The sequence below is a fragment of the Parvimonas parva genome (assembly GCF_016552165.1).
Classification (GTDB): Bacteria; Bacillota; Clostridia; order Tissierellales; family Peptoniphilaceae; genus Parvimonas; species Parvimonas parva.
On record NZ_JACVDA010000004.1, the window covers coordinates 1 to 22,230 of the forward strand.

Annotated in this window: 25 protein-coding genes and 1 tRNA gene; all 26 read right to left on the reverse strand. The window is 29.2% G+C overall.

Going from position 1 to position 22,230, the window contains the following annotated elements:
* Window positions 1-130: 130 nt before the first annotated feature.
* Window positions 131-216 (reverse strand) — tRNA-Leu (locus tag IBJ83_RS01715).
* Window positions 217-249: 33 nt separating this feature from the next.
* Window positions 250-1,131, reverse strand: coding sequence for an L-serine ammonia-lyase, iron-sulfur-dependent, subunit alpha (gene sdaAA / locus IBJ83_RS01720; RefSeq protein WP_201275101.1), 882 nt, complete (start codon window positions 1,129-1,131; stop codon window positions 250-252).
* 8 nt (window positions 1,132-1,139) lie between these two features.
* Window positions 1,140-1,802, reverse strand: a complete 663-nt coding sequence (gene sdaAB / locus IBJ83_RS01725; RefSeq protein ID WP_201275102.1) for an L-serine ammonia-lyase, iron-sulfur-dependent subunit beta — start codon at window positions 1,800-1,802, stop codon at window positions 1,140-1,142.
* On the reverse strand, window positions 1,802-2,749 hold the full coding sequence (locus IBJ83_RS01730; RefSeq protein WP_201275103.1) for a TIGR01212 family radical SAM protein: 948 nt from the start codon (window positions 2,747-2,749) through the stop codon (window positions 1,802-1,804). Before IBJ83_RS01730 ends, sdaAB begins: the two co-directional genes overlap by 1 nt.
* Window positions 2,749-3,189: a peroxiredoxin gene (locus IBJ83_RS01735; RefSeq protein ID WP_068474345.1), complete on the reverse strand. Its 441-nt coding sequence runs from the start codon at window positions 3,187-3,189 to the stop codon at window positions 2,749-2,751. Before IBJ83_RS01735 ends, IBJ83_RS01730 begins: the two co-directional genes overlap by 1 nt.
* 1 nt (window position 3,190) lies before the next feature.
* Window positions 3,191-4,039: a Cof-type HAD-IIB family hydrolase gene (locus IBJ83_RS01740; RefSeq protein ID WP_201275104.1), complete on the reverse strand. Its 849-nt coding sequence runs from the start codon at window positions 4,037-4,039 to the stop codon at window positions 3,191-3,193.
* A 55-nt stretch (window positions 4,040-4,094) separates the two neighbouring features.
* Window positions 4,095-4,397, reverse strand: coding sequence for a DUF1292 domain-containing protein (locus tag IBJ83_RS01745; protein WP_068474341.1), 303 nt, complete (start codon window positions 4,395-4,397; stop codon window positions 4,095-4,097).
* A gap of 153 nt (window positions 4,398-4,550) precedes the next feature.
* Window positions 4,551-5,456 (reverse strand): CPBP family intramembrane glutamic endopeptidase, encoded by a 906-nt coding sequence (locus IBJ83_RS01750; protein WP_201275105.1) that lies wholly within the window; start codon window positions 5,454-5,456, stop codon window positions 4,551-4,553.
* A gap of 8 nt (window positions 5,457-5,464) precedes the next feature.
* Window positions 5,465-6,391 carry a DUF4097 family beta strand repeat-containing protein gene (locus IBJ83_RS01755; RefSeq protein WP_201275106.1) on the reverse strand — a complete coding sequence of 309 codons (927 nt, stop codon included), beginning with the start codon at window positions 6,389-6,391 and terminating at the stop codon, window positions 5,465-5,467.
* Window positions 6,384-6,992 (reverse strand): DUF1700 domain-containing protein, encoded by a 609-nt coding sequence (locus IBJ83_RS01760; RefSeq protein ID WP_201275107.1) that lies wholly within the window; start codon window positions 6,990-6,992, stop codon window positions 6,384-6,386. The genes IBJ83_RS01755 and IBJ83_RS01760 overlap by 8 nt, the downstream gene beginning before the upstream one ends.
* Window positions 6,985-7,305 carry a PadR family transcriptional regulator gene (locus IBJ83_RS01765; RefSeq protein ID WP_201275108.1) on the reverse strand — a complete coding sequence of 107 codons (321 nt, stop codon included), beginning with the start codon at window positions 7,303-7,305 and terminating at the stop codon, window positions 6,985-6,987. The genes IBJ83_RS01760 and IBJ83_RS01765 overlap by 8 nt, the downstream gene beginning before the upstream one ends.
* A gap of 746 nt (window positions 7,306-8,051) precedes the next feature.
* Window positions 8,052-9,800, reverse strand: coding sequence for a hypothetical protein (locus IBJ83_RS01770; protein WP_201275109.1), 1,749 nt, complete (start codon window positions 9,798-9,800; stop codon window positions 8,052-8,054).
* Between the two features lie 56 nt (window positions 9,801-9,856).
* The gene (locus tag IBJ83_RS01775) at window positions 9,857-10,222 is read right to left on the reverse strand and encodes a hypothetical protein (protein ID WP_201275110.1); all 366 of its coding nucleotides are present in this window, start codon (window positions 10,220-10,222) and stop codon (window positions 9,857-9,859) included.
* A 134-nt stretch (window positions 10,223-10,356) separates the two neighbouring features.
* Window positions 10,357-10,992: a V-type ATP synthase subunit D gene (locus IBJ83_RS01780; RefSeq protein ID WP_068474334.1), complete on the reverse strand. Its 636-nt coding sequence runs from the start codon at window positions 10,990-10,992 to the stop codon at window positions 10,357-10,359.
* A gap of 13 nt (window positions 10,993-11,005) precedes the next feature.
* Window positions 11,006-12,382: a V-type ATP synthase subunit B gene (locus IBJ83_RS01785; RefSeq protein ID WP_201275111.1), complete on the reverse strand. Its 1,377-nt coding sequence runs from the start codon at window positions 12,380-12,382 to the stop codon at window positions 11,006-11,008.
* Window positions 12,375-14,144, reverse strand: a complete 1,770-nt coding sequence (locus IBJ83_RS01790) for a V-type ATP synthase subunit A (protein ID WP_068474329.1) — start codon at window positions 14,142-14,144, stop codon at window positions 12,375-12,377. The genes IBJ83_RS01785 and IBJ83_RS01790 overlap by 8 nt, the downstream gene beginning before the upstream one ends.
* 16 nt (window positions 14,145-14,160) lie before the next feature.
* Window positions 14,161-14,469: a V-type ATP synthase subunit F gene (locus IBJ83_RS01795; protein WP_068474327.1), complete on the reverse strand. Its 309-nt coding sequence runs from the start codon at window positions 14,467-14,469 to the stop codon at window positions 14,161-14,163.
* Window positions 14,462-15,448, reverse strand: coding sequence for a V-type ATP synthase subunit C (locus IBJ83_RS01800; RefSeq protein WP_201275112.1), 987 nt, complete (start codon window positions 15,446-15,448; stop codon window positions 14,462-14,464). The genes IBJ83_RS01795 and IBJ83_RS01800 overlap by 8 nt, the downstream gene beginning before the upstream one ends.
* 13 nt (window positions 15,449-15,461) lie before the next feature.
* Window positions 15,462-16,013: a V-type ATP synthase subunit E gene (locus IBJ83_RS01805; protein WP_201275113.1), complete on the reverse strand. Its 552-nt coding sequence runs from the start codon at window positions 16,011-16,013 to the stop codon at window positions 15,462-15,464.
* Between the two features lie 33 nt (window positions 16,014-16,046).
* Complete coding sequence (locus IBJ83_RS01810) at window positions 16,047-16,532, reverse strand: V-type ATP synthase subunit K (RefSeq protein WP_201275114.1); 486 nt, start codon at window positions 16,530-16,532, stop codon at window positions 16,047-16,049.
* A 46-nt stretch (window positions 16,533-16,578) separates the two neighbouring features.
* Entirely contained in the window at window positions 16,579-18,498 is a 1,920-nt protein-coding gene (locus IBJ83_RS01815; RefSeq protein WP_201275115.1) for a V-type ATP synthase subunit I, read from the reverse strand.
* A complete protein-coding gene (locus IBJ83_RS01820; RefSeq protein WP_201275116.1) occupies window positions 18,485-18,811 on the reverse strand; it encodes an ATP synthase subunit B family protein in 327 nt (108 codons plus the stop codon). Before IBJ83_RS01820 ends, IBJ83_RS01815 begins: the two co-directional genes overlap by 14 nt.
* A 447-nt stretch (window positions 18,812-19,258) precedes the next feature.
* Window positions 19,259-19,579: a nitrous oxide-stimulated promoter family protein gene (locus IBJ83_RS01825; RefSeq protein ID WP_201275117.1), complete on the reverse strand. Its 321-nt coding sequence runs from the start codon at window positions 19,577-19,579 to the stop codon at window positions 19,259-19,261.
* Between the two features lie 170 nt (window positions 19,580-19,749).
* Window positions 19,750-20,220 (reverse strand): YfcE family phosphodiesterase, encoded by a 471-nt coding sequence (locus tag IBJ83_RS01830; RefSeq protein WP_201275118.1) that lies wholly within the window; start codon window positions 20,218-20,220, stop codon window positions 19,750-19,752.
* Complete coding sequence (rdgB, locus tag IBJ83_RS01835) at window positions 20,201-20,803, reverse strand: RdgB/HAM1 family non-canonical purine NTP pyrophosphatase (protein ID WP_201275119.1); 603 nt, start codon at window positions 20,801-20,803, stop codon at window positions 20,201-20,203. Before rdgB ends, IBJ83_RS01830 begins: the two co-directional genes overlap by 20 nt.
* The gene (gene gatB, locus IBJ83_RS01840) at window positions 20,803-22,230 is read right to left on the reverse strand and encodes an Asp-tRNA(Asn)/Glu-tRNA(Gln) amidotransferase subunit GatB (protein WP_201275120.1); all 1,428 of its coding nucleotides are present in this window, start codon (window positions 22,228-22,230) and stop codon (window positions 20,803-20,805) included. The genes rdgB and gatB overlap by 1 nt, the downstream gene beginning before the upstream one ends.

A 22,230-nucleotide genomic window follows, 5' to 3' on the forward strand; every position in this document is an offset into this window, starting at 1 on the left:
TCAATTACTATTATACCTCTTTGAGATGTTTTTTTCTATTCTTACTGGCTAACTTAATTTTACAATATGGGATTTTGAATCAATATTGATTTCTTCACAAAAAAACTCTGCTAGTTTTTCTAACAGAGTTTGGTGCAGAAAAAGGGACTCGAACCCTCACAAGCAATGCTTACTACCCCCTCAAGATAGCGTGTCTACCAGTTCCACCATTTCTACGTACTATAGGACTTGATTTCTCAAGTCCAAATATTAACTTAATCTATTTGGAAATACTTTACATTCCATTTTTTTTGCAGACGGACATGCTGCACAACCACCTAACGCAGTTTCTCTCAAGGTTTCAGGTAATGAGTTTCCAACTTCGTACATTGCCTCAACAACTTCATCAAATGGTACTATACATTCAACTCCTGCCATTGCAATATCACTTGCAACTAATGCGTTAATTGTTCCTGAACCGTTTCTAAGTGCGCAAGGGAATTCTACAAGTCCTGCAACAGGGTCGCAAACCAAACCTAAAACCATAAGCATTGCAAATGATGCTGCTATTAGGGATTGTTCGGGAGTTCCTCCATGCAATTCAACAATAGCTGCTGCACTCATGGCAGTTGCTGCTCCACATTCAGCTTGGCAACCTCCCTCTGCTCCTGAAATTGTTGCATTTGTTGCTATGATTCGTCCGACAGTTCCTGAAACTAAAAGTGCCATTAGCATTTCGTCATCTGTAAAATTAAATTTGTCTTGTATCCAGGAAAGACTTCCCGGTAAAATTCCAGCTCCTCCGGCAGTTGGTGCAGCTACAATTTTTCCCATACCTGCATTTACTTCTGAAGTTGAAAAGCCTCTTGCAATCGCAGTTACCATTGACTCGCCTAGAATACTTTTTCCACTTTGTGCATATCTTAAAATTTTCTTTGCATTTCCACCAGTTATTTTATATGGATTAATCTTATCATTTGTTATAACATCTGATGCTGATGCTTTCATTACATCGTAAGTTTCTCTTAGCATCTTTAAAAGTTCTTCTTTTGTTATATCCATTTCTTCTAATTGGTGTTCTAATGCGACTTCACTAATTTTTTTATTCTTTTCTTTACATAATCGTAATAATTGTGCTCCTGAAGAAATCATATAACCTCCTATAATGGTTTTAAAATCATACATTCTAACATATCAGGTAATTTACTTATCCTATAAATAGCCATTTCATCAATTCCACCGTCAATTTCCATAATCGCAGAAGCAACGCCTTCTTCTCTATTCATAACCAAACTACCTATGTTAATTTTATTTTCGGCTAAAATCGTACTAACTTGTGCAATCATTCCGTATCTATCATTGTACTTAAGAATTATTGTGTTATAAACGCCACCAAACTTAACTTCAACGCCATTGATATTTGTAATTTCAATCGCACCACCACCGATAGATGAGCCTATTACATAAAAGCTTTCTCCATTAGGGTCAATAAATTCAGTTTTTACAGTATTTGGGTGTGCAAATACCAAATCCATAGGAACGAAAGAAAATTCTATTCCTCTTTTTGTAGCAATATCTAAAGCATCTCTTATTCTATCATCATCAGTATCATAACCTAAAATACCACCTACCAAAGCTCTGTCAGTTCCATGGCCTTGGTATGTACTTTTAAAACTTCCATGTAAATGAAAAATTACTTTTTTTATATCTCTTGCATAAATGATTTTTGAAATACGTCCAAGCCTACAAGCTCCTGCTGTATGTGAGCTTGATGGACCAATCATTATTGGACCTATAACGTCAAACAAACCATAGTTTTTCATTATTTTTTCTCTACTCCTTTAAAATTGTTAAACAAATCTCCCTGTTTAAAATTATTTTTCCCCATTTTTTCTAAAATTTCATCTCTAATCTTCCACCAACTCGTGCTCCAATTACAAAATAGACTATTTTCTTCCGGAACACGACCGAGCAATCTTTGTAAAACTATTTTTTCATCTAAATTTCTCAAAAAAGAAATAACTAAATCGACAAATTTTTCTTTGCTGATTAATTCTATTTCTCCATTCAGATACATTTCTCCTAAAACCGTACCTTTTACGATATACAGAGAATGTAGCTTTACTTCCTCAACTTTAAGAGCAGACAGAATCTTTGCAGACTCTACCATATCAATCTCATCGTCCCAAGGAATCCCAACGATTATATGAGTACAAACCCTAAAGCCAAAACTATGAATCAGATTAACTGCATTGATAAATTCAGCTAATGTATGTCCTCTATTAAGTTTTACTAAAGTTCTATAATTTACAGTTTGTAAGCCAAGTTCAAAATCAATTTCTAAATTTCTATTTTTTTGAAATTCTTTTAAAAATAATAATTGCTCCTCTAAAATACAATCGGGTCTTGTAGATAGTGAAATTCCAATTATATCCTCATCAACAACACTATCTTCAATCATCTTTTTAAAATCATCTATCCCAAGATATGTATTTGTAAAATTTTGAAAATATACAATAAATTTCTTTGCATTATACTTTTTAGAAATATAATTTTTATTCCTTAAAACCTGCTCACGAACAGACATAGAAATATGGCAATTCTCAAAAGAACCACCTTCTTCCCCACAAAAAATACAACCACCCGTTGCAATATTTCCATCTCTATTAGGACAGCTTAAATTAAGTTTAACAGGTAGTTTATAAACTTTTTCTCCATAAATATTTTTAAGGTATTTTGAATATGTTCTGTAAAAATCTTCCTCTAACATTATAATTCCTTTAGAGCCTCTAAAACCTTAACTGCGTGGTCTTTAGCCTTAACATTTCTAAATTCCTTCAAAATATTCCCTTCATCGTCCAAAATGAAAGTTGACCTAACAGTTCCCATATATTCTTTTCCACACATTTTTTTTAATTTCCAAACATCAAAATGCTCTTGAATAGAAATATCCTCATCAGAAACAAGCTCAACTTTTAAATTATGCTTTTCGATAAATTTCTTATGACTTAAAAGAGAGTCCTTGCTAACACCGATGACAACGGCGTTTAACTTTTCAAACTCATCTTTAAGTTCACTAAATTGAATTGCCTCCAAAGTACAACCTGAAGTATTATCCTTTGGGTAAAAATATAAGATTATCTTCTTTCCTTTATATTTATCTAAAGAAAATTCACCATTCATTCCATTAAATTTTAAATTACAAGCCATATTATTCTCCTAAAACATCTTTAAATAACTTTTTCAATTCAAAATATACCCCATCTTCGTTATTTGTAAATTCAGTAATATTTTTTGTCAAAGATTTTAATTCATCAATTCCGTTTTTCATTGCAAAACCAATGCCGGAATTTTTAATCATCGACTTATCATTAAATTCATCGCCAAAAGATACAACATCGGAAAGACTGATATTTTTACTCTTTAGATAATTAGTTATAGCAATCCACTTATCTGCATTTGCTGATTGAAATTCAAGCACCTTTCTTCCGTCAGGAACCAAATATCTATTCTTAACCAGATTATGCTCATCATTAAATAATCTATAAAACTCATCAATCTTTTCTTTCTCATCTAAAAAGGCAATACATAAAACAGTTTCTAAAGATTTCATATCAATTTGGCTAAAATATCTAATACTATCAGTAGCAATTTTTTTATCTACAATATTTTCTTCAAAATGACTTTTCTTAGGACGACCGTCTGGAATAGCAAGATGATAACCGTCAACAAAAGAATCTACATAAATATAAGGATCCATTCCACAATCCAAAGCCTTATTAAAAACCTCTAAAAACTTAGAATTTTTAACATATTCAACATTAACCAATTTATTTGACTCTTTAAATCTGCTCATAGCTCCATTATTTGCACAAACCATAATGTCCCTTTTTAAAGGTTTCAAAAAGTCTGAAACCATATAAAAATGCCTGCCGGTTGCAATGACAACCTCAACTCCATTTCCAATTAAATTGTCCAACAACTCAAAACTACGATCAGATATTTTCTTTTCATCATTTAATAAAGTACCATCTAAATCTAAGCAAACTGCTCTTAACATAAACACCTCTTTTCAAAAAAATAAAGTGCCGATAACGGCACTTTATAGACTAATATTATTCTTCGTCTTCTTCAACTAAAGCATCGAACGCATCAGAAACCTTATTGAATTCTTCATCACTTTCGATTTCTTCAACTTCGTATTCTCCGTCTTCTTTTTCTATATATTTGCAAAGTAAGATACTTCCGTCTTCTTGACTTTGAAGAGCGATATAATCTTTTTCTTCAACTTCAAAAACTCCGATAACTTCAAAAGTTTCTTCTTTTCCGTCTTCGTTTTCAAAAACTAGTAACTCAGCTTCCATTTCTTCTTCACAGCCACAACCGCAGCCACATCCACAGCCTTTATTTTCTTCCATTGTGTATGTCCTCCTTAAATTATTAAAAGTTTAAAATATTTAAACTAATAAAAATATATTTCACACCTTAAGTGATAAAATATATATCTACAATAATAATACCACATTTTACAAAAAAAATATACCTTTTTTAAAAATTTTTATAATAATTTCCTAATTTGATTTCAAATTTCTACTTTTTCTATCATTTTTTATAATATACAAAATAGCAATTGAAAACAAAATCAAAACAAAAGTACAAATCAATCCACCTTCTGTTCCAAAAATTCCACCGGTAAAATTTGAATGAGATAAAAATTTTATTTCAAAAATTTTAATCTTTGAAAAACTTATCCCCGAAACTTGAATTCCGAATATATTTCCTTGACTGAAATTCCAAAGGGAATGTATTGCACCACAAATCCATAAGTTTTGCCATTTGTAATAAACTAAAGACTCAAAAGCTCCAAATAAAAATATATTTAAATATGCAATTAAGGTAATATTAGGATTGCCACTATGCATTAAAGAAAAAATCAGAGAATTTAAGATAATTCCTGCAACAATCCCAAATTTGTAGCTTAATTCCGAAAATAACCAACCTCTTAATACTACTTCTTCACTCATTCCTTGAATTAAAAATCCAATTAAAAATAAAAATATCATAAAATAGGAAATTTTTTCTGGATTTAATACAATTCTTTGAAATCCTAAAATCACTCCGATTAATACGCAAGTCGAAAACATTATAAGTCCGATTAAAGCCCCTAAAGAGTAATATCTAACAAAATTTTCTTTAGAAAATCCTAGATTTTTAAATTTATGCTTAAATAAAACTTTGGAAAAGAACATCACATACAAGATTGGAAGTATTGTATATACCAACTGAAACAATAAAATTTTGTCCATATCCAAGATATATTTTTCCATAAATTTTTCTGTAAATTTAATAGTCATTGTTTCTGTAAATATTGGAAATAAAACAAAACCCACAATCATTCCAAAAGTTTTAAACCCTGAGTATTTATTTTTTAACTTATCTTCTTTGTAATCTTTAAAAATTCCGTTTAATTCAAACATATTTGCCCCTAATATTTTTCTAACTTAATATTTCCAACATTTGATTTCAAATCAATTATAACTGTGTCATTTCCATTTGTATTTCTATAAAAATCTTTATCCATAGAAGTATTTCCTGATTCTGAATTTAAACTAACATCATAATTTTTACTTGAATCATAAATCAAAGAACATTTTATATTTCCAACATTGTTTTCAATCTTTAACATATTTAAAATTTCCACATTAGTAAACTTAACATTTCCTGCATTTTGTTCCACTTCACATAACTTCGCCTTTGCATTTTCTAATTTTATATTTCCTGCTTTATTTTCCAATTTTATATGGTTTAAATTGTTAATATTTTTAATATCAATATTACCGGCAAAATCTACTAAATATATATCATCTGATTTTAAATTTTCCAATTTGCAATTTCCACTTTTAAGATTTACATCAATATTTTTAGAAGATATATCTGCAATTTCAAAATTACCACTAAAATTACTCACATTTATTTCTTCCAAACTTTCTTCTGAAAGATATAAAGCACAAGTCTTGTTTGTAATTTTCCCATTAATCAAAAAATCTTTTGCAAAATTTATATTAATCCCAACTTGTGAACCGAAAAAATCCTCTTTTTTATTTTCTTTGATAGATAATCTACCTTCTTCTGATTTTATGATATAGTCTTTTTCATCTTCGGCAAAATATTCTATATAATTCTTTCCGTTTCCAGACTTTCTAATTTCAAAATTAGAACTATAAAGTTCTGCTTGTACAGTAGAAATTTTTTCTAAATTTTTAGAAAATTTTTCAATTTGATTAAGACTATGTATCCTATCAATATTTGTTCTCTTAACAAATTCTAATCCACCCATTTGTATTCCAGAAAACAAAAATATGAAACCCAAAAACAACATTACTATTGAAACTTTAAATACTTTTTTATTCATCACATTTACCTCTTTTTCTTGAAACAAAAGATATTAACTTTTTAGATAAATTTATAAAAAATTTAATTGACCCATTTCCTAAAATATATAATAAACCTGTTATTGCTAATACAATCAAAGCACTACCTAAAAAAATCAATCCACCTGAAATAGAAGAACTAAATGTTGTAATCACTCCTATAACAAAAAGTTTTATTGTAACTAAAGCCCCTGCAAAAACAAGCATAAAAGTAGCGAATAGAATTGTTACACAAACCATAAAAAATGTAAAAATTAGGACAATACCTGCTAATGTCAATGGAACTCCAATAGGCGCTGCCAATAAGCAAAGCACACCAATCAAAAAAGTTCTGGACATTTTACTTTCTTTAAAAATTTTCTTTTTGCTTTCATTTTTTGAAATATTTTCATTTAACATTTTTGACAAAATTTCGCTGGCAGCAACACTTGGTGAACCTAATTCTCTAATCAAATCTTGCTCTTTCTCGACTGAGACCTCATCAAAATATTCCTCAAAATAATTCATAGTGTCTTCATAATCTTTTTTAGGAAGTTTTTTCAAATATTTTGAAAGCTCTTTAAGATATTCTTCTCTATTCATCAAATAACCCTCCAACAACTATTTTGTCAATTTCATCTCTATAAGTAATCCACTCAGACTTTAAAAATTTAAGCTGAGTCTTTCCTGTTAGAGTAATCCTATAATATTTTCTTTTTCTACCATTATATTCACTATCATAAGTAGTCAAAAACTCATTTTGCTCCAATTTTTTTAAAATTGGATAAAGAGTTGACTCTTTTATATATGAAATTTTTTTAACACTTTGACTAATCTCGTAACCATAAGAATCTTTAACATCGATAATCGATAAAATTACACATTCTATTAGCAGTGCCGAAATTGGATAATACATAATTCACTCCTATATATAATTTTTTAATATATAAAATTTTTATATATTATTTATATTAATAATATCATAAAAAAATCATTATGTAAATAGTTTTTTTAGAAATTTTTTCTTTCTCTTTACTGTCATGTTGAGCGAAGTGCGTAGCACGAAGTCAATCTACACTAACTTGTTTGCTTTAAAACATAGTAGGTCTGACGCAAAGATTGTCCAAATCTTTGATTTGGGAACAATCGACTGTAAACATCTTCAAGCATGTTACTCTCCTTAACTTTAGCTATAAAAGAATAGTAACTAACATTAAATAATAACCCATGTTTGAAGATCTCTCCGCACACTACGTTTGGTCGAGATGACGTATTGGTGGCTTTGAACGTCAAACATTATGACATAAAACCTTCCCCCTTATGCTCCTCGCTTGTAATGAATAACATAAAATCAAAAAAATTTTATTCACATTAATTTCTATTGATAATGTTAAAATAAACAAATTTTCCTTAATTTTCCCTAAAAATTTAAAAGTTATCCCATATTTTAAAAAAGTTATCCACAAAATAAAGCTTAAAATATACACTTATCCACAAGTTATTCAACTTATCCACAATTTTTAAAAAAGACTTTACTTTTTTTATTATCATTTAAGCCATTAGAATAAAATTATTAAGTGATAAATTTATTGAAAAATTTTTACACAAAAAAAGTTTATCAAGCATAACTCAACAAACTTTTTTAAATAATTTATTTCAATCTTATTTTTTTACCTTTTTATAACCGATTATTTGTAATCTATTTTCTATATCATCAAGAGTTTTATTAACATAATATCCTTCGTTAGTTGTTGAATATGTTACTGCCTCTCCACGTTTTTTAAAGCCTTTGAATTCATAGTATTTAAAGTCTTCAAAAGGTTTTAATTTTTCACTTAAAATTTCTTTATTTTCTCCGGTTATTTTATATACTATGCACAATTTATAGTAATCATCTAAACCTCTTTTTGACATAACAGCTGAATTTATAGTTTCTTCTGTTAATGGCATATCATAAATTGCAATTCTTTCTATCTTTAAGTTTTTAGCATCTGAATATTTACTTGATTTGGCAAAAACTTTCTTGGCATCTTCTTCCATTCTATTAAGATGCTTTTCAACATCTTTAAAATCTCTAACAAATTCTACAAGATTATTTGCTTTAGCAGTTACAGAAAGCTCTTTTTTATCAAATTTTAATTTTAATCCCTTAGTATCTTCAAATTTTAAAGTAGCTGTAATTTCATCTCCGTTTTTAATTTCCTTTTCTTTACTATACTCAACCTTATAGTTTTTTAAAATACTATTTATCTCCTTATACTTCTTTTTATCTTTAACTTCTTTTATTGTTGGAACCCCGGATACATGAGACTGTACAACCCCATATCCATCATATCCTGAAATATTTAAAGTCATATCCATATTTTCTAAACTTATAACAGCATCAGGTTTTAACATATAATTTATAGTTTTGTAACCAAATATACCACCAACTATAATTATAAAGCCTAAAATTCCTGAAATTATATATTTTTTATTTTTCTTAACATTATCAGTTACAACGCTATAATCTGCTGTTTTAACTTTTTCAGCAACAGCTTCCGCTCCTGCAACTCCACTATTAACAGCTGAATTTGTAGCTTTTTTGATATTTTCACTTGCACTATAAACATTTTGATTTTTAAATATAACTAAATACAACATATAGATAGTCAAACCGAAAGCTATAATTCCAATAATATAAAATAAAATAGTTAAATATAATTTAGACATTGAAAATGCACTGATGATACTATCAGGGTCTTTAAAATCTCCAAAACCTAACTTTCCATTAAAAGCATTTAGAGGATTTTCAGTTAATTTTTTTACTAAACTTGCCAAATTAAAAAACTTTCTTGAAATTAAATTTCCAATAAAAATTGCTAAAATACCACCTACAAAACTCAAATTTGTTGGCAGTTTAAAAAAGTCATTTCTTTTTTTTATGCAAACTAATTTATAATAAAGTAGTCCCATCAAAATTAGTGATAGAAAAATTAAAAATCCAATAAAATTTCTTACATTTATAACTGCAACAAAAGAACGCAAACCGGACATAACACTTTCTACTCCTGAAAGGGCGCTTTCAAAATCCATATCGTTAATATTAGCTTTAGTGCTTTTATTTACAAAATTATATAAACTTATCATCTTAAAGAACAAAAATACCAGACTAAGTATAAATAGAGCAGAAATTCCACCCATAATGTATTCTAATAAATTTTTCTTTGTAATAAATTTATCAAAACTTTCCTTAAAATCTCCTTGTTTATTAGGAACATTTTTCTCAATATTTTCAGTTTTTTCATCAATAGTATTCTCTTGCTTAACTTCTTCTTTTTTGGTATCTTCAACCTTTTCTTCAACTTCGACATTTGAAATTTCTTCCAAAATATCATCAATCTCAATATTATCTTTCTTTAATTTTTCCACAAAAATTCCTCCTTAAAAATATTAATTTCTATTTATATAATAAACTTTACAAAAATTTACTTTTCAATCAATCTATCTGAAAACAAAGGTATTAACAGTCCAACTACCAAAAATCCTATTCCAAGTGCAGCCATATAATCTAATTTATTAAATGAAAAAAGCGTAAAACATAAAATAGATGAATTAATAGCTCTTTTAGCTATTGTATGGTCTTTAAAATACTTAGTATATAAATTATGTTCCCAGATTTTTAAATTTTTTATAGAGGTAAAAAAAAGTATAATATAAAACAACACAGTAAACGCAATTAAAAATGTAATTTTATTTAATGCTCCTATACTAGGTATATATCTACTAATTAAAGCAGTTATAAAAAATAAAACAACAAACAAAAAACTTCTAAATTCTTCACTAGCTTTCATAATAACCTCCTAAAACGATTTTTCTACTTTAAATTAATTATATACTTTAAAATTAAATATGTCAATATAAAACAGTAGTAACTTTGTTAAAAGCAAATACACAAAAAAGCTGTTGCTTATCGCAACAGCTTTTTTTACGCTTGTTTAGCTATTATATCCTTAACTTTCATAAGTCTTGTAATAGTAGCTCTTTCGTTTTCATCTAATTTCATTCTAATGAATTTAATTGTTTCTTCAAGGTCCGGAATTGTTCTATACTCAAGAGCATTTACTCTTCTACGAGTTTTTTCAATTTCATCTGCCATTAACTGACACGCTTTTTCTACTTCTGCAAGTTCTAAAAGCATATCCATTACTGAATGTAATTCTAAAATAGCATCGTCAAGTTCAGAAGAAGTTTGAGCATATCCGTAAGGGAATATGGCTCCATTCGATTCTGTTCTGTTAAATTCCATTTTTGGAATATTTACACTCATAACATTTTTTGTTTCAATGGCAACAGATACTTGTTCTTTCGGAAAGGCCACAGCTTGTTCCAAAAATTCTGGACTCATAACAGCGCTTGCTAAAAGAAAAGATTTGAATGAGTTTGAAAGTTCTTTTTCAACTTCAACACGAAGTTTTTTGTTTTTTCTAATCATTTCTATAAATCTTCTCATAAGTTCATCTTGTTTATCTTTAAGAAGTTTATGACCCCTTTTAGCAGTTACAAGTCTTCCTTTGAGATTAGAAAGAGCCATACGCGTAGGATTTACATTTAGCTTTGCCATCTATATCTCCCCTTTATTCTGTCTTTCCTAAATATTTGTCAATATATTCCTCTCTAATTCTCTTAAGCTCTGTCCTTGGAACTATACTTAATAATTCCCAACCTAAGTTTAAAGTTTCTTCTATTGTTCTATTTGTTTCGTATCCTTGGTCAACATATCTTCTATCAAAAGCATCTGCGAATCTTGCAAATGCTTTATCAGCCTCTGACAACGCTGATTCCCCTAAGATTACTGCAAGTTCACGAGCCTCTCTACCTGATGCATATCCTGCGTAGATTTGGTTCATTGTGTCTGCGTGGTCTTCTCTTGTCTTTCCTTTACCGATACCTTTATCTTTAAGTCTTGATAATGAAGGAATTACAAAGATTGGTGGTTGGATACCTTGTTTATATAATTCTCTTGAAAGAATGATTTGTCCTTCTGTGATATATCCTGTAAGGTCAGGAATTGGGTGAGTAATATCATCTTCAGGCATTGTTAAAATAGGAATTTGTGTTATTGAACCAGGTCTGCCTTTTAATTTACCCGCTCTTTCATAAATTGTTGAAAGGTCAGTGTATAAATAACCTGGATAACCACGACGTCCTGGAACTTCTTTTCTGGCTGCAGAAACTTCACGAAGTGCCTCAGCATAGTTTGTAAGGTCAGTTAAGATTACCAAAACGTGCATTCCTTTTTCAAATGCTAAATATTCTGCACAAGTAAGTGCCATACGAGGAGTTGCAATTCTTTCGATTGCAGGGTCATTTGCAAGGTTCATAAATAAAACTGCTCTATCTATCGCACCTGTTTTTGTAAAGTCATCAATAAAGAATTGAGCCTCTTCAAAAGTGATACCCATCGCTCCGAATACTACGGCGAATTTTTCTCCATCTCCAAGAACTCTGGCTTGTCTTGCAATTTGTGCTGCTACATTGTTATGTGGAAGACCTGAACCGGAGAAAATTGGTAATTTTTGTCCTCTAACTAATGTATTAAGTCCATCTATTGTAGAGATACCTGTTTGAATAAATTCTGAAGGATAATCTCTTGATACAGGGTTAATTGGAGAGCCGTTAATGTCTATTTTCGTTTCAGGAATAATCTTTGGTCCTTTATCTATAGGATTTCCAAGACCGTCAAAAATTCTTCCAATCATATCTTCAGAAACTCCAAGTTCAAGTGGATGTCCTAAAAATCTACAAGTTGTATCTCTTAAGTTAATTCCTGCTGAGCCTTCGAACAACTGAACCATAGCTTTGTCGCCGTCAATTTCAAGAACTTTTCCTCTTCTCTTTTCTCCATTTTGAAGTCTAACTTCAACTAACTCTTCGTACTTAACTCCTTCAACACCTTCAACAACCATCAAAGGTCCTACTACTTCTCTTACTGTCTTATATTCCTTAAGCATTAGAGTTACCTCCTTCGCTTATTAATTTTTCTATATCATTTTTAACTGTTTCAAATAATGTATCGAATTTTTCTAATTCATTTTCTGAAATATTTTTACTTCTTGTTATACCTTCACGAGATTCAATCTTCAAGATTTCATCAAGATATACTCCAGCATCTAAAGCTTTTTTAGCCTCTTCATAGAAACCTAAAATAACTTTTAACATTTGGAATTGTTTTGGAAGTGAACAATAAGTATCTACTTCATGGAATGCATTTTGTTGTAAAAAGTCTTCTCTTAATGACTTAGAAACTTCAAGTTTTAATTGGTCTGCCTCTGAAAGTGAATCTCTACCAACAAGACGTACAACTTCTTGTAAATTTGATTCTTCTTGTAAAAGTGCCATTGATTTTATTCTGTATTCAGAGAATTTTCTATCAATATTTGCATCCATAAATTTATCCATTTTATCTTGATATAATGAATATGAATTTAACCAGTTAATAGCCGGAAAATGTCTTCTATAAGATAACGCATAATCAAGTCCCCAGAATACTTTTACAATTCTAAGTGTAGCTTGTGATACCGGTTCTGAAATATCTCCACCCGGAGGAGAAACGGCACCGATTACTGTTAAAGCACCTTCTCTATCTTCGCCTAAACATTTTACAAAACCAGCTCTTTCATAGAAGTCTGCAACTCTTGATGCAAGATATGCAGGATAACCTTCATCACCAGGCATTTCTTCAAGACGACCAGACATTTCACGAAGTGCCTCTGCCCAACGTGAAGTTGAGTCAGCCATAAGCGCTACTGAATATCCCATATCTCTAAAATATTCCCCAATAGTAATACCAGTATAGATTGATGCCTCACGAGCAGCTACTGGCATATTTGAAGTATTTGCGATAAGAACTGTTCTTTTCATAAGTGATTGTCCAGTCTTAGGGTCTATAATTTCAGGAAATTCCATAAGAACATCTGTCATTTCGTTTCCACGTTCTCCACAACCAACATAAACTACGATTTCTGCATCTGCCCATTTAGCAAGTTGGTGTTGAACAACTGTCTTACCTGAACCGAAAGGTCCTGGAATTGCAGCAGCTCCACCCTTTGCAACAGGGAAGAATGTATCGATAATTCTTTGTCCTGTTATAAGTGGTCTAACAGGGTCTAATTTTCTTGAATATGGACGACCACGACGTACCGGCCATTTTTGAATCATATTTAATTCTTTAATTCCATTTTCAGTTTCTATTTTACAAATAATTTCATCAACTGTATGTTCTCCTGATAAAATTTCAACAATTTTACCATTTACAGCTGGAGGAACCATAATCTTGTGTGAAACAACAGTTGTTTCTTGAACAGTTCCGATTACATTTCCTTCTGAAACTTCATCTCCAACATTTACAGTTGGAACAAAATCCCATTTCTTTTCTCTATTTAATGATGCTACACTAACACCTCTTAAAAGGAAATCTCCTGCTTTAGCTTGTAATGCCTCAAGAGGTCTTTGAATACCATCAAACATTTGTTCTATCATACCAGGTCCAAGTTCAATGGAAAGTGGACTACCAGTTGAAACAACTTCATCTCCAGGTCCAATACCAGTAGTTTCTTCATAAACTTGTATTGAGGCCTTGTCGCCTCTCATTTCTATAATTTCTCCAATGAGCTTATTATCAGAAACTTCAACAACATCATATACGTTTGCGTCTTCCATTCCTTCTGCAACTACAAGAGGTCCGGAAACTTTAATAACTTTACCGACTTTCAATATAAGCCCTCGCTTTCTATAATATATTTGACCCAACAGCTTTTTCAACATTCTTGTTGATATTTTCTAAGCCTATATTTAAACTACCTCTGTTACTAGGTATTAAAATTACTGCTGGAATAACTTCATTGTTGTATCTTTGAATAGTTTCTGGAATATCTTTTGCTAATTGTTCAGTAACAAAGATAATTCCATATTCTTCTTTTGCTAATTTGTCAATAATTCTTCTTGCATCATTTCCCTCGATTGCAGTGAAAACATGAACTCCAAGAGCTCTAAAGGCAAGAACAGAATCCTTATCGCCAATTACAGCTATCTTATACATAAACTTCACGCAACCTTTCTTTTATAAACTCAGCAGACAAATCATTAACTTTTCCTACTAAAACAAGTCTTAGATTTTTTATTTCTACTTCTTTTGCAATCAAATATGCAAAAATAACTTCAGCCCCATAATTTATAGAGTTAGTTTCTTTAATTAGATCCATTAAATAATCATCAACATATTTTTCAAAATTACTTAAAGACGATGTATTTTTATACTCTTCAATTATTAAAGATAAAACTTTAGAAATACTAGATGATTTAAATTTGATATTTAAAGTTTCTATTTCATTAAAGAATAGTGCTAAAATTTCATCTTTTTGAATTTCTCCACCTTCTATTAAAGATTTTTCTAAAACTTCTTTAGATTGTTTTTGCCTTTTACATCTTATAAAAGTTCTTATATTAGTAAAATCAATCATAGCTTTAAAATAATTTTCTATCATATTTAAATTAAATTTTTTAACAAGATCTAAAATGTTTTTAAAACATTCTCTATCTAAAAATATATCAATATCTTGTGGATCTTTAGACTTTTCAAAAATATCTAGAGCCATTTTATAATATTTAGAAATATCTATATTTGAATCCAAAATTTTTTGTTTAAAATCTAATATTTCATTTCTGTCAAATAGAGAATACATTGTGTCAAAATCTTCATTTAGTAATTTTTCTTTAACACAAACTTTTAAATTATGATATAAATATTTAAATTGCAAGCAATCGACTATAGACTTTTCACTTGATATTTCAAAAACTTCTTTATAAGTTTTATTTAATGTATTAGATAAAATAGTTTCATAATTTTCTATTCTGTCTAATTTTGAAATTTCACTTGAATAAGAAGTTTCATTTAAAAACCTAATAACTTCTTGTAAATCTTTACAATCGGCAAGTCTTTCAAACTGTTGTTTAGTAAGTAAGCTTTTTTCCAGATGACGAATTCTAACACTTGATTGGATAAAATTTTCTCTATCCATAATACACCTCCTACTAACTAAATAACTTATCTGCTACTTCTTGTTCTAAGTCTTCTTTTACTAAGTCTATTAAACTTGAAAATTCATTATTTAAAATTATTTTTCCATTTTTAAGTGAAAATCCACTTTCAACAGTTTCATCAGCTACTTTTATACCAAATAGCTTTTCTCCTGCAAGTTTCTTTTCATTTTCTGTAAGAATAATTTCACTATCTTCTCTAACTTCTAAAGCTTTTAATGAATTTTCAACGAATTTTAAATAATCATCATGATTTAATGTTTTTAATTTTTCTTTTGTCAATTCAAAAACTTTATTAATCATTTCTTGTTTTGCAACTAGAACCATATCTCTTGCTGTTAAACTTGAGTTTGAAATTATTCTTTCTTTAGATTGTGTAGCCTCTACTTTTGCTTTTTCAATTATTTTATCAACTTTCTTTTGAGCTTCACTTTCTGTTTTTCCAACAAGAACTGCAACTTCACTTTTAGCATCTTCTACTACTTTTTTAGATTCATTTTCAGCATCTTGAAGGATTTCATCTATAATATTGTCTAAGTTAGACATTCAATCACATCCTTTTTATTTTATTTATGCTGTCTATTTGAATACAACTTTTGAAAGTAATAAGAATGACATTGCAAATGCTAAGATTGCGTAAGTTTCAACCATTACTGCAAGGATAATACCTTTTGTTTGATGTTCTTCGTTTTTAGCCAAGATATTTATACCAGCAACAGCAACTTTTCCTTGATATAGTGCAGATCTTAAACCTACAAGTCCAACAGGAAGAGCTACCATCATTAAATATAAACCTTCTTGTAAACTCATAGAAACATTAAGTTTACCCATTATCATAAGTCCAATTACAAAACCATAAAGTCCTTGAGTACCTGGTAATAATTGTAATACCATTGCTTTACCAAATTTTTCCGGTTCAGTTATAACAAGGCCTGCTGCAGCTTCCCCTGCTAAACCAACTCCTCTTGCAGATCCTATACCTGCTAATAATACAGCTAACGCTGCTCCTAAAATTCCAAATACAACACCACCGTGTTCTGCTAATACGCTCATAAATTCTTTCATAATAAAATCTCCTTTAAAATAATTTTTTATTTAGTTTTTAATAGAATTATTTTACTTCTATATATTTTTTCTTACTTCTAAAAGTATTAAATTTTTTTCCTCCACCTTCATAGAACTTACTAAAAAATTCTACATACATAAGTCTTGAAGTGTGTACATAAGCTGATAAATAGCTTAAAAATATATTAAATGATTGTGCAAATATAAAGAGTATAACTCCAAATATTATTCCAATAATTCCCGCATTTGCAAGCATCTTTACGATTATATTTATGGCTATAGCTATAAATCCTCCTGCTAAGCCCAAAGCCATAAGTCTAAGATACGAAACAAAATCACCTATATATGAAGTTATTCCGTATAATGAATAAAGTCCACCTGCAATTCTTGCAGGAATACTTTTTGCATCTCTTGCTCCAAATAATACTATTCCAATCATTCCGATTAACATAGTGTAAAATGAAATTGTATTTTTATTTAAAATATAAACTATTACGGAAATCAATGTTAAAAACCACAAAAACACATCATAAAAAGCATCCAATGGTTTCCCATTTTTTATTAATATATATGCTTTAACTAAAAGTCCAACTGCTAAATGAACCGCTCCAAAAACTATTGAAAGCGTTAAAACAGTCATAAAATCTTTTGATGAATCTAAAACTTGAGTAGGAAGTTTAATCAAATCACCAAACGCTGAACCATAAAGCAATCCCCATATCATGGTAGATATACTAAGTGCAAAGAAAAATTTTAAAAACTTCTTTGTAGCATCATCAAATTTAAAAAATTTTAACGCAATTGCTGAACCTATAAACAAAATAAGTCCATATGCAAAATCGGCAACCATCATTCCAAAAAATACCCAATAAAAAATTGATAGTAAAAATGTTGGATCTATTTCATTGTATTTTGGAAGTGCATACATATTTGTAACTGACTCAAAAAGTGATGCTATCTTATTATTCTTCAAGATGATCGGAACATTCGGGTCATCTTTTTTTGCATCTTCAATTTCTAGATAAATTTTAGACGCTGAAACCTTTTCAAGTAAAGTCTTAAAATCCGTTTCTTTATCTGCCGGAATATAGCCTTGAATAATATCAAGTTTTTCAGTAGATTTAAAGTTAGAAACGACTGTATCTCTAAGAGATAAATTTTGATAATATTCATAAACACTTTGCATTTTTTGAACATTTCCTGTAAATTTTTTAATCTTTTCAGTCAATTCTAAATTATCTTTTTCTAAAACTTCCTTTTCATTTTTCAAAGCATCAAGCTCTTCACTAACTACCCCTTTGATTTCAAGATTAACTTCACTAAAGCTATTTAATCTTAAATTTTCAAGTACCATTTCTAGCTCCAACTCATTTGTAAAAATGATACAATAAGCATTTTTACCAACTATATCTCTTTCTTCAAAATATGTTAACTTCAAATCAACAATAGCATTTCTAAATTTTTCAATATTCTTTGTTGGTAAATAACCCATAATAAATTTTAATTTTTTGAATGAATTCAAATCTTTAATAGGCTCTTGAATAGAAATCCAAGGCAATAATTCCTTAATAGAATTATCTATCGCATTCAATCTTTGGTTATTTGAATCTATCCTTTTACTTATATCAGTTAAAGCCTCAAAATCAGGAACATAATCATAAGATTTTGCCTCTTTTTCAAGTTCATCAAAAGTATAAATAATAGGTCCCTTTTTCAAGGCTGATAAACCTTTTTCTTTTTCAACAAATCTTCCGACATAATCAATTAGCCATTTAATCTTCGCAGATTCTTCGACATAATTAGTTTCTTTTGTTGAAACTTCTATATCCTTTAGATAATCAAACTGTTCAAGAGAATCGGACTTTGAAAAGTTTACATAACCAAACTTTTGGAGTTCTTCAAGCAATCGCTTTCTATTTCCTTCAAGAGCAAATAAAGTGAATTCCTTCATTTTAACTATTGCCATTTAAACTCACAATCCTCTCTACTATTGAATTAACCACAGACTCTAATTTTTCATCATCAACAGATTTAATAAGCTCAACTTCTTTTTTAGCCTTTTCAATTACAGGCTTTGCTAACATTTCGCCTTCATTTTTAGATCTAATTCTTATTTCTTCAGCCTCTTTTTTAGCGTTATCAACAATTCTGTCAAAAATTTCATGTCGCTCTTTTTCAGAATTTTTTCTCAAAGTTCCCGCCTCAAGTTTAGCATCCTCAAGTAAAGTTTTAGCTTTTAATTCTGCCTCTTTAACTCTATTTATAGCATCAGTAGTCATTTCATCACCTCCTAATATTAAATAGTATTTTAAATTAAAATTTTTAAGATAACATTTTCATAATAAGTATACAAAAATTCCAAAATTTAAAAAACTATGTTTTTTATTCCATTAAAATAAAGGATTTTATATTTTCTTAAATTCAAAAATTTTCCCCCATTTTAATTATAGAACTATTATAAACCTATTTTTACATTTTTTCAAGTATCTTTTTACACAAAATTGATAATTTTTATAAAAAAATCTTTTTCATAAAAATTATTATTTTTTATCTTTTACCCAATAATTCATCAAGTTAAATATATTACAAAATTAAATTAAAGTCAATGAATAACTTAAAAGAAATATGTTAAATAAATATTCAAATTTCAGTGTTTATCAACTATTTCACGACAAAAATTCAGTACTGTTTTCTATATAAAAATTTTTTATTTAAAATTAATTTTTTTATTTATTTTTTAACCCGCTTATTATATGATAAATAACTAATAATGGATGATAAAGCAACATTCTTGGTCCTGAAAATTTCATAATTTTTTTTACTTTTTCTTTCATTTTTGGACTATAGCAGGGAGATTTACAATTTGAACAAAAAGTTTTTGTCTCCATAAATTTACAATGATCAATTCTTTTTATAGAATAATTTAAAACCTCATTGCATTCATCACATAATTCTCCGTTTTTATGATTTTTCTTGCAATAGAGTTTTACCATTTCAGTTATTACTTTTTTCTCTCTATCTCTTTTCTTTTCAACACTTTTTTTCATATCTTTATTCTTTAAATTCTATTATTTGCCTTTCAATATCTGCTTTTACGTTTATTCCAAAAGGAATAATACATCTTAAAGATACGATACCCATTTTTCTTACCTTCATATATTCCTCCATAGAAAAAAAATCAGCTAATAACCGACCAAAAGGTCGGTTATAAAGCCGATTATTTTAAATTTATTCTATTTACACTTTTTTCAATTAAGTTTACGATATAATATCCCTTTGTATCTCCATGTCTTGGAAGTGTTGTACTTCCTGGATTTAAAATTGTTATTCCGTCAACTCTTTCTCTTAAATGAACATGAGTATGTCCAAAAAGTGCATAGTCAACCCCTAATTCTTTAGCTTTTTCAACTATTTTTTCTATTCCGTTATCAACATCATAATTGTGTCCATGAGTTAAAAAGAATTTTTTTCTTCTAATTTCTAAAACTAAATCTTCGGGCGTGTCATTTTCGTTTATATCATTATTCCCACGAACTGCATAAACTTCCATTCCGGTAATTTGTTCAATTTTCCTTGAATCATCCACATCATCTCCAAGATGAAGAACAACATCTACCTTATTTCTTTGCAAACTGTATGCAACCGGAAGTACGATTCCATGGGTATCACTAACAACTGCTACTATCATATCTATCACCTAAAATATTTTTCAAATCTTCTAAGGCTCTTTTTCTGTGGCTAAATTTATTTTTTTCTTCTGCTCCAATTTCAGCTAAAGTTTTATCCATATTTTCAGGAATGAAAATTTTATCATATCCAAAACCATTTTCGCCACGTTCTTCTGTTGAAATAGTTCCTTTTAAAATTCCTTTTGCTACATATTCATCTCCATTTTCGTCAACAAAGACGATAACAGTTTTAAAATATGCACTTCTATCCAACTTTCCTTCAAGATTTTTTAAAAGTTTTTTTCTATTTGCATCACTATTTCCATGCTCTCCTGCATATCTTGCAGATAAAACTCCAGGCTCTCCATTTAAAGCATTTACAAAAAGTCCTGTATCATCAGCTAAAACAGCAAAATCACAATATTCTCTCAACTTTTCAGCCTTTAATTTTGAATTTCCTTCAAGTGTATCATAAATTTCTTCAAATTCTTCTGTTACACCAAGTTCTGATTTTGTTACAATTTCAAAGTCATATTTGCTTAAAATCGCAAATATCTCTTTAACTTTGTTTTTATTGTCCGTAGATAGTGCTACCTTTTTCATTAAACTAACCTTTCTAAAATCAATTCATTAAACTTTTGTGGATTTCCTTTACCTTTTGACGCCTTCATACATTGTCCCATTAAGAAACCTAAAGCTCTGTCTTTTCCGTTTTTATAGTCCTCTATTGAAGACGGATTGTTGCTTAAAACTTCTTCAACGATTTTAATCAATGCACTATCGTCAGAGATTTGGATAAGTCCTCTTTCTTCAACAACTTTAAGCGGGTCAAAATCTCCCTCTTCAAACAATTCTCTAAGCAGTTTTTTACCTACATTTGCATTAATTTTATTTTCTTTAACCAATTTCAAAAGACTGGCAAAAGATTCTATATTCAAAGGAATTTCCTCAAATTCAATTTCCAAATCTTTAACTCTTCTTAAAACATCAGATAAAAGCCAATTTGAAACAAGAGTTGCATCATCAACCTTTTTTACAACTTTTTCAAAATATTCAGACAAATATTTATTTTGAGTTAATACATTTGCATCATATTCTGAAAGTTTGTATTCAGCTAAAAATCTATTTTTCTTATTTCTTGGAAGTTCAGGCATCTTTTCCTTAATGCTTTCAACAAAACTTTCTTCAAGAGTTATATAAGGAATGTCAGGCTCAACGCTAAATCTATAATCATTTCCCTCTTCTTTATGACGCATAATTATAGTTTCAAGTTTTGCCTCGTCCCAACGTCTAGTTTCTTTTTCGCCAATAATATTATTTTTAACATTTTCTATATGTCTTTTTTGTTCATGCTCCATTGCACGAAGTGCAGCTTTGAATGAGTTTAGATTTTTAATTTCAGTAATTTTTGTCTTAAATCCACTTTCTTCATCAACAACATTCAAGTTTACATCACAACGAAGTGAGCCTTCTTCCATTTTAACATCTGAAATTCCAAGGTATTTTATAGTTTCCTTTAGATTTGTCAAAAAGGCAATAGCTTCTTCAGGACTATTCATATCAGGTTCAGATACAATTTCAATTAGTGGAACTCCGGCTCTGTTGTAGTCCATAAGAGTATGCCCACTTTCATTGTGGATTGATTTTCCCGTATCTTCTTCTATGTGTATTCTTTGTAATCTTACTTTTTTTACTCCGTTTTCAGTTTCAATTTCTATATAACCATTTTTACAAATCGGAGTTCTCTCTTGAGTAATTTGATAACCCTTAACTAAGTCAGGATAAAAATATTTTTTTCTATCCATTTTCATATCCATTGAAATTTCACAATTAAAAGCATTCCCTGCCATTATCGCATATTCAATCGCTCTTTTATTTATTCTCGGAAGAGTTCCCGGATGTCCTAAACAAGTTGGACAAACATTCGTATTTGGAGGACAACCATATTCATTTTTACAACCACAGAACATTTTTGTTTCAGTTTGTAACTCAACATGAATTTCAAGTCCTATTATAGTTTTTAAACTCAT